General features: G+C 68.2%; 15 protein-coding genes. 4 read left to right on the top strand and 11 right to left on the bottom strand.

The window, feature by feature from the left end; all coding sequences use genetic code 11:
* Positions 1-28: 28 nt before the first annotated feature.
* Both WS89_RS03050 and WS89_RS03045 read right to left on the bottom strand, forming a co-directional pair.
* Positions 29-877, bottom strand: a complete 849-nt coding sequence (locus WS89_RS03050) for a dienelactone hydrolase family protein (protein WP_059505163.1) — start codon at positions 875-877, stop codon at positions 29-31.
* A gap of 130 nt (positions 878-1,007) precedes the next feature.
* Entirely contained in the window at positions 1,008-1,385 is a 378-nt protein-coding gene (locus WS89_RS03045; protein WP_059505161.1) for a nuclear transport factor 2 family protein, read from the bottom strand.
* A 409-nt stretch (positions 1,386-1,794) separates the two neighbouring features.
* On the opposite strand from WS89_RS03045, the gene WS89_RS03040 reads away from it, so the two are divergent.
* Positions 1,795-2,169, top strand: a complete 375-nt coding sequence (locus WS89_RS03040; RefSeq protein ID WP_027782957.1) for a COG4315 family predicted lipoprotein — start codon at positions 1,795-1,797, stop codon at positions 2,167-2,169.
* A gap of 128 nt (positions 2,170-2,297) precedes the next feature.
* On the opposite strand, the gene WS89_RS03035 is transcribed toward WS89_RS03040, so the two are convergent.
* Positions 2,298-3,815, bottom strand: a complete 1,518-nt coding sequence (locus WS89_RS03035) for a CoA-acylating methylmalonate-semialdehyde dehydrogenase (RefSeq protein ID WP_059789449.1) — start codon at positions 3,813-3,815, stop codon at positions 2,298-2,300.
* Positions 3,816-3,864: 49 nt separating this feature from the next.
* Positions 3,865-5,220 (bottom strand): aspartate aminotransferase family protein, encoded by a 1,356-nt coding sequence (locus WS89_RS03030; RefSeq protein WP_059789719.1) that lies wholly within the window; start codon positions 5,218-5,220, stop codon positions 3,865-3,867.
* 105 nt (positions 5,221-5,325) lie between these two features.
* Between WS89_RS03030 and WS89_RS03025 the strand changes: the two genes are divergently transcribed.
* Positions 5,326-6,276 (top strand): LysR family transcriptional regulator, encoded by a 951-nt coding sequence (locus tag WS89_RS03025; RefSeq protein ID WP_059505491.1) that lies wholly within the window; start codon positions 5,326-5,328, stop codon positions 6,274-6,276.
* A gap of 18 nt (positions 6,277-6,294) precedes the next feature.
* Here the strand turns inward: WS89_RS03025 and WS89_RS03020 are convergent, their stop codons facing one another.
* Genes WS89_RS03020 through WS89_RS03010 form a run of 3 tightly spaced genes read right to left on the bottom strand, consistent with a single transcriptional unit; the run spans position 6,295 to position 8,376 of the window.
* A complete protein-coding gene (locus WS89_RS03020) occupies positions 6,295-7,536 on the bottom strand; it encodes an MFS transporter (RefSeq protein WP_059789448.1) in 1,242 nt (413 codons plus the stop codon).
* Positions 7,533-7,868, bottom strand: a complete 336-nt coding sequence (locus WS89_RS03015; RefSeq protein WP_059789447.1) for a hypothetical protein — start codon at positions 7,866-7,868, stop codon at positions 7,533-7,535. The genes WS89_RS03020 and WS89_RS03015 overlap by 4 nt, the downstream gene beginning before the upstream one ends.
* Before the next feature lie 37 nt (positions 7,869-7,905).
* Positions 7,906-8,376 carry a MarR family winged helix-turn-helix transcriptional regulator gene (locus WS89_RS03010; protein WP_059505153.1) on the bottom strand — a complete coding sequence of 157 codons (471 nt, stop codon included), beginning with the start codon at positions 8,374-8,376 and terminating at the stop codon, positions 7,906-7,908.
* A gap of 167 nt (positions 8,377-8,543) precedes the next feature.
* On the opposite strand from WS89_RS03010, the gene WS89_RS03005 reads away from it, so the two are divergent.
* A complete protein-coding gene (locus WS89_RS03005; protein ID WP_034202382.1) occupies positions 8,544-9,035 on the top strand; it encodes a 2,4'-dihydroxyacetophenone dioxygenase family protein in 492 nt (163 codons plus the stop codon).
* Positions 9,036-9,120: 85 nt separating this feature from the next.
* Here WS89_RS03005 and WS89_RS03000 read toward each other — a convergent pair whose 3' ends face one another.
* Together WS89_RS03000 and WS89_RS02995 are read right to left on the bottom strand one after the other, a co-directional pair.
* Complete coding sequence (locus WS89_RS03000) at positions 9,121-10,269, bottom strand: epoxide hydrolase family protein (protein WP_059789446.1); 1,149 nt, start codon at positions 10,267-10,269, stop codon at positions 9,121-9,123.
* Positions 10,270-10,354: 85 nt separating this feature from the next.
* Positions 10,355-11,314: a GlxA family transcriptional regulator gene (locus WS89_RS02995; protein WP_059789445.1), complete on the bottom strand. Its 960-nt coding sequence runs from the start codon at positions 11,312-11,314 to the stop codon at positions 10,355-10,357.
* A gap of 132 nt (positions 11,315-11,446) precedes the next feature.
* Between WS89_RS02995 and WS89_RS02990 the strand changes: the two genes are divergently transcribed.
* A complete protein-coding gene (locus WS89_RS02990) occupies positions 11,447-12,247 on the top strand; it encodes an SDR family NAD(P)-dependent oxidoreductase (protein ID WP_059789718.1) in 801 nt (266 codons plus the stop codon).
* A gap of 48 nt (positions 12,248-12,295) precedes the next feature.
* On the opposite strand, the gene WS89_RS02985 is transcribed toward WS89_RS02990, so the two are convergent.
* Positions 12,296-13,654 carry an MFS transporter gene (locus WS89_RS02985; RefSeq protein WP_059789444.1) on the bottom strand — a complete coding sequence of 453 codons (1,359 nt, stop codon included), beginning with the start codon at positions 13,652-13,654 and terminating at the stop codon, positions 12,296-12,298.
* An 85-nt stretch (positions 13,655-13,739) separates the two neighbouring features.
* Positions 13,740-15,092: an MFS transporter gene (locus WS89_RS02980; RefSeq protein ID WP_059789443.1), complete on the bottom strand. Its 1,353-nt coding sequence runs from the start codon at positions 15,090-15,092 to the stop codon at positions 13,740-13,742.
* Positions 15,093-15,164: the final 72 nt, after the last annotated feature.

Genomic DNA, 15,164 nt, shown 5'->3' with positions numbered 1-15,164 from the left:
GCACACGCCATACGTCGCCGCCGACGGCCTAGTGGCCGAGCAGCTTGGCGCCGATGAAATTGGCGACACGCTGCTGTGCGTCCGCGCGTGCGGCCGGCTCCGTGCCTGTAATCGGCACGACGCCGGCGCGCGTCGTGAACGACGCGATCGCGTGCACCGGCATGTTCGGCCAGTCGAAATCGTGATACGCACCCGGATACGCATGGAAAGTCGCGTCCGTGCCCGGCGCGACCGAATCGAACAGCGTTTTGCAGGCGGCGTACGGCGTCCACACGTCGCCCTCGCCGATCAGTACGAGCAGCGGCACGGGGCTCTGCCAGGCGGGCCCCTGCGCGGTCGTGTTGCAACTGGCCGGATAGAACGCGACGGCCGCGCGGAAGTCGCCGTCCGGCAGCGATGCCGGCCGGGCCGGGCTGGACGCCCGGATCGCGTTCAGCACCGTGCCGCCGCCCTGCGACCAGCCGAGTACGCCGATCCGGTCGGGTTGCACGGTGTCGAGCGTCTGCAGATACCGCAGCGCGCCATACGCGTCGAACGGCCGCGCCCGATAGATGTCGCCGACGAAATGCGCGGGCGCGCACATCTCGCCGTGACCGCGCGGCGTGAAGCTGTCGACTTCGAGCACGGTGACGCCGGCCGCGTTGAAGCGTTCGGCCCAGTCGCGATCGCGCGCGTAGATCTTGCCGGACTTGGCGAACATCCCCCCGCAGCCGTGCAGAAACACGAGCGCCGGATGGCGGCCGGCGCCGGGCGCAGGAAACAGATAGCCGTCGAGCATCGTCGTCGGGCCGTCGGTCGACGGGAAGTGGACGACGGTCTGCGCACCGGCGATCGCGGAGGCACAACCCAGTAACATCGCCGTCAGCAACTTGCGCATCGATCGCTCCCGCGTGGTTGGATGACACGACAACGGCAACGGGATGGCCGCGGTTGACACACCCCGGCGGGCGGCCCTTCGCGGGCGGCGCGCGACGGCAAAACGTCAGCTTCGCGCCGCGCGACTGCGTTCACCTGCCCGATTCGATGAATCCGCCATCTGGCGCCGGATGCGGCACGTACCAGCCGAAATACACTTCGGCCTCGATGATCCGGCCATCGCGCATGCGCAACCGTTCGGCGTTGCGGAACCGCCTGCCGGCGGTCGTGACGGCTTCGTACACGACGAACACGTATTCGCCGTGCACGGCGACGTCGACGAATTCGAAACCGGCGAGCATCGCGCTGTTCGGCCAGCAGCGTGCGAGATACGCATCGCGGTCGAGCCGGTTGTCGAGCGGGCTCGTGAAATGGAAATCCGGCGCGATCAGCGCTTCGATCGCGCCGCGGTCCTTGTCGACATACGCGCGATAGCTGGCGCGCGCAACATTGCCTGGCTCCTGAAGCATCGTCGTTACCTCCCGGAAGGCTCGGCGCGAGCCCGGCTCGCGCTGACGAAGATATTCCGGCGGAATGCGCGCGATGTCATCCACGCAAACCCGTATCGGGGTCGTTGCCCCCGCAACGCACGCGCGGCGCTGGCTCGGGGACGGATGCCGAATACCCCGGCACCTCGACGATCGTCGCGCCGTCGCGCGAGGCCTGCGTGCCGCCGATATGCCCCCCGATCTTCTCGCAGCGCCGCCAAAAACCGCCTATCGTGAATAAGGCGCCCCGTTTGTCGCCATTCGCCCCGGCATCGCTCGCGCGGGCGGGCGGTCGGCGACGGCGCCGTGCTCCGGCACCATTCATCGCGATTCCGGCGCACGCTCGCCCGTGCGCGATCGCGGCCGCCCACCGGACCATCAGGAGGCACTCATGAAAGCCGCGCTGCTCGTCAGCTCCGCCCTGCTCGCCATTGCGTCAGCTTCGGCCACGGCCCAGGGATCCATCACGAAGGAAGAAAACGGCGCGCTCGTCGCCGCCAACGGGATGACCGTCTACACGTTCGACAAGGACAAGCCCAACGCCGGCACCAGCGCCTGTACGGGCCCATGCGAAACCCTCTGGCCGCCGTACAAGGCCAGCGCGACCGACGTGCCGGTCGGGCCCTACACGATCGTCAAGCGCGACGACGGCAGCCCGCAATGGGCGTACAAGGGCAAGCCGCTGTACTTCTTCTCGAAGGACATGAAACAGGGCGAGCGCAACGGCGACAACTTCAAGAACGTGTGGCACGTGGTCGCGCCGTAAGCCTTCTTTCGCCGCGTTCCGCGCATATCGCCCGGACGTAAAAAAAGCCCGCCCCGATCGTCGATCGAGGCGGGCCTCGGCGGCCTCGCACGCCGCGCCGGCTGCATGCAACCGGTGCACGCGTCGCGTCAGCGATTCGACGGGAAGCTGAACACCGTCCCTTCGCGCACGCCGGCCGACGGCCAGCGCTGCGTGATCGTCTTGCGCTTCGTATAGAACCGCACGGCATCCGGGCCGTATGCATGCAGGTCGCCGAACAGCGAACGCTTCCAGCCGCCGAACGAGTGGTACGCGACCGGCACCGGCAGCGGCACGTTGATGCCGACCATGCCGATCTGGATGTTGTCGCTGAAATACCGTGCGGCCTCGCCGTCGCGCGTGAACAGGCACGTGCCGTTGCCGTATTCGTGCGCGTCGATCAGCGCCATGGCCTCGTCGAGCGACTTCAGCCGGATCACGCCGAGCACCGGCCCGAAGATCTCGTGCTGGTAGATCGGCATGCCGGGCTTCACGTTGTCGAACAGGCACGGGCCGAGGTAGTAGCCGCCATCATGGCCGTCGACCTTCACGCCGCGACCGTCGACCACGAGCGTCGCGCCCGCCGCCACGCCCGCTTCGACGAAACCCGTCACCTTCTCGAAATGCTGCTGCGTGACGAGCGGCCCCATGTCGACGCCCGCGCCGTTGCCCGGCCCGACCCTCATCTTCTCGATCTCGGCCTTCAGCCCCGCGACAACCTTGTCGCCCGTTTCGTCGCCGATCGCGACGACCAGCGGAATCGCCATGCAGCGCTCGCCGCACGAGCCGTACGCCGCGCCCATCAGCGCATTCACCGCGTTGCCGATGTCGGCATCCGGCATCACGACCGCGAAGTTCTTCGCGCCGCCGAGCGCCTGCACGCGCTTGCCGTGCGCGCAGCCGGTCGAATAGATGTATTCGGCGATCGGCGTCGAGCCGACGAAGCTCACGGCCTTCACGCGCGGATCGGTCAGGATCGTGTCGACCGCTTCCTTGTCGCCGTTCACGACGTTCAGCACGCCCGGCGGCAGGCCGGCTTCGAGCGCGAGCTCGGCCATGCGCAGCGTCGACGACGGCGTACGCTCGGACGGCTTCAGCACGAACGTGTTGCCGCACGCGACGGCCATCGGCCACATCCACAGCGGCACCATCACCGGGAAGTTGAACGGCGTGATGCCGGCCGCGACGCCGAGCGCCTGGAACTCGCTCCACGAATCGATCGCGGGGCCGACGTTCTTGCTGTGCTCGCCCTTCAGCAGTTCGGGCACATAGGTCGCGTATTCGACGTTCTCGATCCCGCGCTGCAACTCGCCCATCGCGTCGGCGAGCACCTTGCCGTGCTCGGCCGTGATCAGCGCGCAGAGTTCTTCCGCGTGCTCCTCGAGCAGCGTCTTGAAGCGGCTCATCACGCGGGCGCGCTTCAGCGGCGGCGTGTTGCGCCACGCCGGGAACGCGGCCTGCGCGGACGCGATCGCGGCTTCGACGGTCAGCTTGTCGGCGAGCGCGACGCTCTTGTGCGATTCGCCGGTCGCCGGGTCGAACACCGGCTGGACGCGGCTGCCGCCGTCGACGCGCTTGCCGTCGATCAGGTGGCCGACGGTGGAGGTCACATTGCTGTCGTGTTTCATCGTTCAGGCTCTTTCGTGAATTCGGTTGTCGCTTGGAACGAGCATGGGCTCAGTCCACTTCGTTCAGTGCGTCGGACAGCGCGTTGACCAGGTTGTCGATCTCGCGCTTCTCGGCGATGAACGGCGGCGCGAGCTGGATCGTGTCGCCGCCGTAGCGCACGTAGAAGCCCTTCGCCCAGCAGCGCATCGCGATCTCGTACGGGCGCCGTGCCGGCTCGCCCGGCAACGCGGCGATCGTCAGGCCGGCGGCCAGCCCGTAGTTGCGGATGTCCGCGACGTGGCGCTGGCCCTTCAGCCCGTGCACGGCCGCCTCGAAATGCGGCGCGAGATCGCGCACGCGCGCCACCGCGTCTTCCTTCACCAGCAGGTCGAGCGCCGCGACGCCGGCCGCGCATGCGACCGGATGCGCCGAATACGTGTAGCCGTGCGGGAACTCGAGCATATACTCGGGGCCGCCCGCGGCCATGAACGTGTCGTAGATCTCCTTCGTCGCGATCACGCCGCCGAGCGGCTGCGCGCCGTTCGTCACCTGCTTCGCGAAGTTCATGATGTCCGGCACCACGCCGAATGCGTCGGCGCCCGTCATCGCGCCGGCGCGGCCGAAGCCCGTGATGACCTCGTCGAAGATCAGCAGGATGTCGTGCGCGGTACAGATCTCGCGCAGGCGCTTCAGATAGCCCTTCGGCGGCACGACCACGCCCGCCGAACCCGAGAACGGCTCGACGATCACGGCCGCGATGTTCGATGCGTCGTGCAGCGCGATCAGCTCGAGCAGCCGGTCGGCCAGCTCGGCGCCGTGCTCGGGCATGCCGCGCGAAAACTTGTTCTCGGCCAGTTGCGTATGCGGCAGGAAATCGGCGTCGATGCCCTGACCGAACAGCTTGCGGTTCGGCCCGATCCCGCCGACCGAGATGCCGCCGAAATTCACGCCGTGGTAACCCTTCTCGCGGCCGATCAGGCGCGTTTTCGTGCCCTTGCCCTTCGCGCGCCAGTACGCGCGGGCCAGCTTCAGCGACGTGTCGGCCGCTTCCGAGCCCGAGCCCGTGAAGAACACGTAGTCGAGGCCGGCCGGCGTCAGTTCCTTGATCTTGTTGGCGAGCTCGAACGATTTCGGATGGCCGAACTGGAACGCCGGCGCGTAGTCGAGCTGCGCGGCCTGGCGGCTCACGGCTTCGACGATTTCCGTGCGGCCGTGACCGAGGCCCGTGCACCAGAGCCCCGACAGGCCGTCGAAGATCTTGCGGCCTTCGCCGTCGGTGTAATACGCGCCCTTGCCGGACACGATCATGCGCGGATCGGCCTTGAACTGGCGGTTGGCCGTGAACGGCATCCAGTGCGCATCGAGCCACGCGGCGTCGGTGCGGAGATTCGTGTCGTCGTGCTGGACGGTGGTGATGTCGGTCATGTCGGTCGGCGCGGCGCGCCCCTCCTCCTCGTGATGATGTTGCACATTGTCGGGACGACAATTAGTCTTTTGAATATCGCAATATCAATGTTCACTTGCTCGATCATGCAAGCAAAGAAACCGAAGAGCCGCGCGCTGCTCGGGCAGCTCAGCGACATGGATCTGCGCCTGCTGCGGGTCTTCAAGGGCGTCGTGCAGTGCGGCGGGATGGCGGCCGCCGAACTGGAACTGAATATCGGCATCTCGACGATCAGCCGGCACGTGAAGGATCTGGAAACGCGGCTTGGCCTCGTGCTGTGCCGGCGCGGCCGCGCGGGCTTCACGCTGACGCCCGAGGGCCAGACGGTGTACGAGGAGACGCTGCGGCTGCTCGCTTCGATGGAAGCTTTTCGCAGCAGGATCGACGGCATTCACGACAAGATGGGCGGAGAACTCCACATCGCGGTGTTCGACAAGACGGCCACCAACGCGAATGCCCGGCTCGGCGACGCGATCCGCCAGTTCGCCGACGAAGCGCCCGACGTCGCGCTGAACCTGCACGTCGCGTCGATCAACGAGGTCGAGCGCGGGGTGATCGACGGCAGCTATCAGATCGGGATCATTCCCGTGCACCGCAACTCGGGCAGCCTCGTCTATTCGGCGTTGTTCGACGAACGGATGCTGCTGTACTGCGGCCGCCAGCATCCGCTCTTCGATGCGCCGCACGGCAAGCTCACGTGGACGACGATCCGCAACCATGCGTTCGCGGGGCTCGGCTTCCATTCGCCGAACATGGAGCTGAGCCATCGCGCGAAGCTCACGCGCAGCGCGACCGCGTCGGATCAGGAGTCGATCGCGACGCTGATTCTGTCCGGCCGCTATCTCGGCTTCCTGCCCGATCACTACGCGGAAAGTTTCGAAAGCAAGGGGCTGATGCAGCCGATCGCGCCGCACCGGTTCAATTACCGGTGCCGGTTCGTGAGCTTGCTGCGACGCTCGCCGCAGCCGTCGCGGGCCGCGCTGCTGTTCCAGTCGTGCCTCGACGCCGCGCATGCGGCAACGCGGCCGGCGGCATAGCGGCGGCGTTCGGTTCGATCAGGCCGCGCCGTCGCCCGCGCGCGGCGGCGCCCGCTTGCGTGCGACGAAATGGGTCGCGACGAGCGCCGCCGCAAAACCGGACGCCGCACCGACCCCGAGCGCCCAGCGCGGGCCGAGATGGTTCGCGACCCAGCCGGCCACCGGCGCGCCGATCGGCGTGCCGCCGAGCGCGACCGCGAGGCGCAGCGCCATCACGCGGCCGCGCATCGCCGGCTCGGTGGACAATTGCATCAGGCTGTTGGTCGAATTCATGAAGGTGATCGCGGCGATCCCGGTCAGCACCAGCGCGGCGGCGAACGACCAGTAACCGGGCGCCAGCGCGGCGAACGTGCAGCCGAGCCCGAACAGCGTCGCGCCGATCCACAGATGGCGGAACCGCGGCTGCTCGCGGCGCGCGGCGAGCAGTGCGCCCGAGATCGTGCCCACCGCCATCATCGACGACAGGAAACCGAACCCGCGCGCATCGACGTGGAACACGCTGGCGGCCATCGTCGAAATGTACAGCTGGAAATTGAGCCCGAACGTGCCGATCAGGAACAGCATCGCGAGAATCGCCGTCAGGTCCGGCCGGCGCCACACGTAACGGAACCCGTCGAGCAGGCTGCTGCGCGAGCGGTTTGCCCGCACGTTCGCACGCAGTTCGTCTTCCCGAAGCCGCGACAGCGACGCCAGTACCGCGAAGAAACTGAGCCCGTTCGCGAGAAACGCCCAGCCGGTGCCGACCGATGCGATCAGGAAGCCCGCCGCCGCCGGACCGACCATCCGCGCGGCGTTGAACGACGTCGAATTGAGCGCCACCGCGTTCGCGAGTTCGCGGTCGCCGACCAGTTCGGCGACGAAGGTCTGCCGCACCGGCGCGTCGAACGCCGATGCGCAGCCGAACAGGAACGCGAACACGTACACGTGCTCGAGCCGCACCGCGCCGGTAACCGTCAGCACGCCGAGCAAGAGCGCCAGTGCGCCCATCAGCGCCTGCGTCGCCATCAGCAACTTGCGCTGGTCGTAGCGGTCGGCCGCGTAGCCGGTCCACGGCAACAGCAGCAGTTGCGGCCCGAACTGCAGCGCCATCACCGTGCCGACCGCCGACGCGTCGTGATGCGTGAGCTGCGTGAGGACGAGCCAGTCCTGCGCGGTACGCTGGATCCACGTGCCGATGTTCGACACCAGCGAGCCGATCGCCCACACGCGATAGTTGAAGCTGCGAAGCGAGCGGAACACGCCCGCGGCCGGCACGCTCATCGCCGCTCCCGGTCGGGCGCGTTGCCGCCGTGCAATGCGCCGAAGTGCCGCGCGAGAATCAGCCCCAGCACCAGGATGCCGAGCCCGAACGCCGCCGCGTCGGCCGTGACCTTCAAGTCGAAATCGCCGACCCGACACACCAGCGCATAAGCAATGACGAGGTTCACGACGCCCCACACCACGTTCACGGTGGACGACGACAGCCCCCGCCCGGGCGGATGCGCGAACGGCGTCTGGAACGGCTCGCCGCGCAGCCCGCTGACGAGATGCGGTACGGCGTTCGCGAGAAACGCGCCGCCGAAGAAGTACGACACGAGATGCAGGAGGTTCATGGACAGGCCATCCTTTCGGCGAGCGGGCCGATACGGTTCATGGACGCGCCGGGTCCTGGAATTCGGCGAGCCGCTGCAACAGCTTCACGGCCGCCGCCAGCTCGGCCTGTTCCGCCGCCGACAGTTGCGCGTGCAGCGCGCGAAACAGCCAGTCGTCCTTGGCCGCGCGATTCGCTTGCAGCACCTTGCGGAAACCGGGCGTGAGCGCGATCAGCGTCTGCCGGCCGTCGCGGGGATCGGGCGCGCCGGCGACCGCGCCGAGCGCCTCGAGCGTCGCGACCGTCACGCGCATCGACTGCGGGCGCACGCTTTCGGCACGCGCGAGCGCCGACACGGTCGCCGGGCCGTCGCGATCGAGCCGCAGCAACACCGATTTCTGCGAGGACGTGAGGTCGTTCGGATGGGTCTGCTCGCGCATCCGCCGCATCAGCTTGCCGACCGAGATACGGAGTTCGCCGGCGAGGCCGGCCAGCGGGAGCGTGTCGGGAGGGGACGATGGCGGGTTCATGAATTCAAGATAGCATGTCGACAGTCAAACTGTACAGTTTGACTGTATATTTCAGCGCGTAAGGATCGGCCCGTCGCGCACGTGTTCGGCGCGGCGCCGCATCCGTTCGGCCGCGCGATCCGGCTCTGCGATAATGCGGGCTTCCCGTTTTCGCTCCGCCTTCCGCCATGACGCAGCCGTCCGCCCCGCTCTCCACCGACCTGCCGCCGATCTCGTGCCTGCCCGGCGATGCGCTGCCGTGGCTGCCGATGAGCGCCGACCTGCCGGGGCTCGCGATCAAGTACCTGCACATCAATGCGGCCGAGGACACGCTGACCGCACTGCTGAAGATGCCGGCCGGCGGCACGCTGCCGCGCCACCGTCACGACGGCGAGGTGTTCGTCCATACGTTGCAGGGTGCGTGGCGCTACCGCGAATACGACTGGATCGCGCACGCCGGTTCGACGGTGCTCGAACCGGCCGGCTCGGTGCACACGCCGGAAACGCTCGGCGCGCCGGGCGAGGACGTGATCACGCTGAACGTGATGCGCGGCGATCTCGTGCTGCTCGACGACGACGGCCGCGAAACGGCGCGCGAGAATTGCCGCGTCGCGCTGCTGCGCCAGCGCAAGCATGCGCGTACGGCGCCGGATGCCGCCACGGCGTTCGTTACGCGGTAAGCCAGGCGGCGCGATCCGCATCGGCCGCTCCCGTCCCGCGTGAGCGAGGTCCGGTGCAGGTTTGCGCCCGCCGGCTTGCCTCCCGTTACCGGAAGCGCCTGAAAAACCGCCGAATATCGTCGGCCAGCAAGTCCGGCTCCTCCATCGCGGCAAAGTGGCCGCCGCTCGGCATGTCGGTCCACTGCACCACGTCGAATACGCGTTCGAGCCAACTGCGCGGCGGCCGGCTGATCTCCTTCGGAAAGCGCGCGAACGCGACCGGCACCGCCACGCGCTGCCCGGGCGCGAAGCGCATCGGCTGCAGCCGGTTCTCCCAATACATCTGCATCGACGAGCCGATGCAGCCGGTAAACCAGTAGAGCGATATGCCGGTCAGCAGCGTGTCGTGCGAAAAACGGCGCGCGACGTCGCCGTCGCAATCGCTCCACGCACGGAATTTCTCGGCGATCCACGCGGCCAGCCCGAGCGGCGAATCGTTGAGCGCGACCGCCAGCGTCTGCGGCTTCGTCATGTGGACGTGCGCGTATCCGCCTTCGAGCGCCGCCCAATCGCCGCGCTGCTTCAGGAACGCCTGCTCGTCGTCGGTCGGCGGCAGCGCCGCATCGATCGGCGGGTCGTAGTTGCCCGGCAGGTAGTTCAGATGGATGCCGTCGACCACGCCCTCGTGCCGCGCACCGAGCGCGATCGACACGCCTGCGCCCAGATCGCCGCCCTGCGCGCCGAACCGGCGGTAACCGAGGCCGGCCATCAATTCCGCCCAGCAGTCGGCGACCTGAAGCGCGGACGTGCCGGGCGCCGCCGGTGCGGGAGAGAACAGGAAGCCGGGCAGCGACGGCGCGACGATGTCGAACGCGTCGTCCGGATCGCCGCCGAACGCGGCCGGATCGCACAGGCGATCGATCAGCGCGTGGAATTCGAATGCGGAACCCGGCCAGCCGTGCGTGACGACGATCGGATAGGGTTTCGGCCCCGTACCGCGCCGATGCACGAAATGCACACGCCGCCCGCCGATGTCCGCGACGAACTGCGGCAGCCGGTTCAGCGCGCGTTCCGCCGCGCGCCAATCGAAGCCGTCGGCCCAGTACGCGGCCAATTCGCGCAGCCACGCGCCGTCGATGCCCTGCTGCCACGGCTCGGCGGGCGTCAGGTTCGGCGGGCGGGTGTCGCGCACGCGCCGACGCAAATCGTCGAGCGCGGGCTCGGGGATCGCAATGTCGAACGGTACAGCGTGCATGGTGTCTCCTCGCGACGAATGTCGACAGGATTCTGCGCGATTTTTCCGGCACGCGTCGAACGGCGCCTGCCGCCCCGCCGGATCGTCAGCCCGCTGCCGGCGCGTCCGCCCGCGCATCGCGCCGCAACGCCTGCGGCGGCACGCCGAACCCGCGCACGAACGCGTCGCGCATGTGCCGGCGGTCGCGAAAACCGTTTTCCTTCGCGATCACGTCGAGCGGATGACGGCTCTGTTCGATCATCAGCCGCGCCGATTCGAGCCGCAGCCGCTCGATCGCCTTCGCGGGCGACTGCCCGGTTTCGAGCGTAAACACGCGGCTGAACTGGCGCGGGCTCAGATGGACGGCTTCGGCCAGCGCCTCGACGGTCAGCGCGCGACCGAGATTCCGGCGCGCGTAGTCGAGCGCGTTCTGGATCCGGTCGGATTTCGGCGCGAGATCGAGCATTTCCGAATGCTGCGACTGGCCGCCGGCCCGGCGCTGATGCATCACCAGCTTGTGCGCGACCGACCGCGCGGCGTCGGCGCCGAGGTCCTTTTCCACCATCGCGAGCGCGAGATCGAGCCCGGCCGTCATCCCGGCCGACGTCCAGATCGGGCCGTCGACGATGAAGATCCGGTCGTCCTCGACGCGAATCTCCGGGTAGTGCCGCTGCATGTCGCGACCGAACGCCCAGTGCGTGGTCGCGCGACGCTGCGCGAGCAGCCCGGCTTCCGCCAGCACGAATGCGCCCGTGCAGATGCCGGCAATCCGCCGCGCATGCGCGCTCGCGCGGCGCAGGTAAGCGACGACGCCGGCCGGCGCCGGCGCGGCGAGCGGATCGTTGACGCCCGCGACGATCCACGTATCGACGCCGAGCCGGCCGCGCAACGCGCGCGTGGCGACCGGCAGCCCGAGCGACGAGCGGACGTCGCCGCCGTCGACCGAGTAGTTGCCCATCGCATAGAACGGCGTATCCAGCCCCATGTTCGCGTACTCGAACACCGACTGCGCGGCGAGCGCCATGATCTGAAAGCCGTCGCTGATCAAGAAGCCGATTCGGTGCATGTGCGTTCTCCGGTCGCGTGTCGATTGGCCCGATGTCCGGAATCATACCCATCTACGTCATTTGCGTCGCAACGCTTCGAGACCAGAATGCGTTCACGCCATCCGGCCATCCTCAGCGAAACGGAGTACATCATGACGCAAGCACATCGCGGTACCGCCCTCATTACCGGCGCATCGTCGGGCATCGGCGCCGTCTACGCGGATCGCCTCGCGCGCCGCGGCTACGACCTGATCCTCGTCGCACGCAGCCGCGACCGGCTCGGCGCCCTCGCCGACCGCATCACGAACGACACGCAGCGCAGCATCGAGATCGTCGACGCGGACCTCAACGACCGCACGGCGCTCGCCGCTGTCGAAGCGAAGCTGAAACAGGACGCGAGCATCACGCTGCTCGTGAACAACGCCGGCATCGGCACGCATGCGCCGCTGCTCGACAGCGACGTCGATGCGATGACGCGGATGATCGACCTGAACGTGACCGCGCTCACGCGCCTGACCTATGCGGCCGTGCCCGGTTTCGTCGCACGCGGCCGCGGCGCGGTGATCAACATTTCGTCGATCGTCGCGATCTCGCCGGAAACGCTGAACGGCGTGTACGGCGGCAGCAAGGCGTTCGTGCTCGCATTCAGCCAATCGCTGCATCACGAGCTCGCCGGCCAGGGCGTGCAGGTACAGGCCGTGCTGCCCGGCGCGACGGCCACCGATTTCTGGCAGACGGGCGGCCTGCCGCTCGAGCACCTGCCCAAAGAGATCGTGATGAGGGCGTCGGACTTGGTCGATGCGGCACTGGTCGGATTCGATCGCGGCGAACTCGTGACGATCCCGTCGCTGCATGCGGGCGACGAATGGGAGGCGTACGAGGCTGCACGCCGCACGATGGCGCCGCATTTGTCGGCCGATACGCCCGCGCCGCGCTACGCGCCGGCTCGCTAGGCGCGCTCCGGGACCGCCGGCGGATCGTACGCGCAAGCGCGTCGATCGTCAGCGGGCCCTTGCGCCGCTCGTCGAATGGGAGACCGTCTGCCGAGTGGCGCGTGCGCCTTTCGGCACGCCCAGCAGCATCGCGACCGCGCACGCGGCCAGCAGCGCCGCGATCATCAGCATCGCCGGGTCCATGCTGCCGGTTCGCGTGCGGATCAACCCGACGAGCCAGGGTGTGATCATCCCGCTCGACACGCCGATGCTGCTGATCAGCGCGATCCCGCCCGCCGCGCCGGCGCCCGAGAAATACGCGGACGGGACGGCCCAGAACACCGGATGCGCGGCGAAGATCAGCATGGCCGCGACCGACAGCAGCGCCATCATCGCGAAGATGCTCGGCAGGTGCAGCGTCAGCAACGCGAGCGCCAGCGCGCCGCCGAACGCACACGCGGCGAAATGCCGGCGCCGCTCGCACTTGCGATCCGAGCGCCGCGCGATCGCGATCAGGCCAACCGCGCCGATCGCATTCGGCACGACCGACAACAGGCTGATCTGCACGACGTCGTGGATGCCGAATTCGCGAATCATCAGCGGCATCCAGAACAGCAGCATCAGCAGCGCGGTGGTCAGCGAGAAGTAGATGAACGCGAACAGGTATGTACGCGGTTCGGCCAACACCTGTCGCAGCGAATGCGGCGCCTGCGTGCCGGCGCCGATGCGATCGGCGGCCAGGTCGGCCGCGAGCCGCTGCCGGTCGGCGTCGGACAGCCAGCGTGCGTGCTCCGGACGATCGCACAGCCAGAACCATGCGATCACGCCGAGCAGGATCGCGGGCGCGCCTTCGATCGCGAACATCCATTGCCAGCCGTGCAGACCGAGCACGCCGGACATCCCGCGCATGAGCCAGCCCGACAGCAGCCCGCCGACCATCCCGGCCACCGCGACACCCGCGTAGAAAATCGACAGCACCGCCGCGCGTCGCCGCGCCGGATACCAGTACGTCAGGTAGAACACCACGCCCGGAAAGAACCCGGCCTCGAACAGCCCGAGCAGGAAACGCAGCACGTAGAAGTGCTTCGCGCTGTCGACGGCGATCATCGCGACCGACACCGCACCCCACAGGAACATGATCCGCGCGAACGTACGGCGCGCGCCGTAGCGGCGCAGCAGGGCATTGCTCGGCACCTCGAACAGCACGTAGCCCACGAAGAACAGCACCGCGCCGAGGCTGTACATCGCATCGGTCAGGCCGAGGTCCTGCCGCATCTGCAACTGCGCGAAGCCGATGTTGCTGCGATCCAGAATCGACACGATGTAGCAGATGAACAGGAACGGCACGATCCGCGCGCCGATGCGGCGGTACAACGCGTCGTCGGTCGCGCCGTCGCGCGCGACGTGTGCTTGCAGAGGGGCTGACATCGATCGTCTCCTCGACGGATTCCGGTGCGGACGGGGATGAACGCCGGTCGACGCCGCCCGCGGGCGACGACCGGCCATTGCCCGTTCAACCGCGCTGCGCGCCTTCGCCCTTCACGCCGACCATCAGCGCCACGCCGCTCGCGACCAGCAGCGCGGCGAGCAGATACACGGCCAGATCCATGCTGCCCGTGCGCGTGCGGATCATCCCGATCACCCACGGGCTGACGATGCCGCTCGTGATCCCGATGCTGCTGATCAGCGCGATCCCGGCCGCGGCCGCGTTGCCGGACAGGTAGCGGGTCGGCACGGCCCAGAAGATCGGCAGCGCGGCGAAGATCAGCGTCGCCGCGATCGACAGGCACGCGAGCATCGCCACGAAGCTGTGCAGGTGCAGCGTCAGCGCCGCGAGCGCGAGCCCGCCGCCTATCGTGCAGCACGCGAAGTGCTTGCGGCGCTCGCCGGTGCGATCCGAGCGGCGCGCGATCAGGATCAGCCCGACCGCCCCCACCGCGTTCGGCACGACCGTGTAGAGGCTCACGGCGACGACGTCGGTCACGCCGAAGTCGCGGATCATCAGCGGCATCCAGAAGTTGAGCGTCAGCGACGCGCAAGTCAGCGAGAAATACACGAACGCGAACAGGTACACGCGCGGGTTCGCGAGCGCGGCCATCACGCTGCGCCCGTCGTGCGCGCCGCCGTGTGCGCGGCCTTCAGCGCACAGCGCGGCGACGCGCGCCTTGTCGTCGGACGTAAGCCACGCGGCGTCGCGAGGCCGGTCGACGAGGAACGTGAACGCGGCGAATGCGAGCAGAATCGCCGGCGCGCCCTCGATCGCGAACATCCACTGCCAGCCGTGCAGGCCGAGCACGCCGCTCATGTCGCGCATGATCCAGCCGGACAGCAACCCGCCGAGCACGCCGGCCACCGCGACGCCCGCGAAGAACACGGAGATCGCCGCCGCACGCCGGTTCGCGGGAAACCAGTAGGTCAGGTACAGCACGATGCCGGGGAAGAAGCCGGCCTCGAACACGCCGAGCAGGAAGCGCAGCACGTAGAAATGCGACGGCTGCGACACGAACATCATTCCGGTCGACGCGATGCCCCACAGCAGCATGATCCGCGTGAACGTGCGGCGCGCGCCGAACCGCGCGAGCAGCATGTTGCTCGGCACTTCGCAGAACACGTAGCCGACGTAGAACACCGCGGCGCCGAGCCCGTACATCGCATCGCTGAAGCCGAGATCGTGCTTCATCTGCAACTGCGCGAAGCCGATGTTGATGCGGTCGAGAAACGACACGACGTAGCACAGGAACAGGAACGGGACGATCCGCCACGCGATCTTGCGGAACAGCAGCGCATCGCTCGATGCGGATGCGGAAGTCGACGCCGAAGCGCTCGCGTGCGCGAGCGTCGCTTCGGCGGGAAGCGATTGAGGCATGTCTCTCTCCAAACGGGCCGCGCGCCGTCGAGCGCGCAGCAGTCTCCGAGGGCGTGCATGCGCCCTGCTTTC

Origin of the sequence: Burkholderia sp. MSMB1072 (genome assembly GCF_001524725.1) — a bacterium.
Lineage (GTDB): Bacteria > Pseudomonadota > Gammaproteobacteria > Burkholderiales > Burkholderiaceae > Burkholderia.
This window is presented reverse-complemented; position numbering and strand designations above follow the sequence as displayed.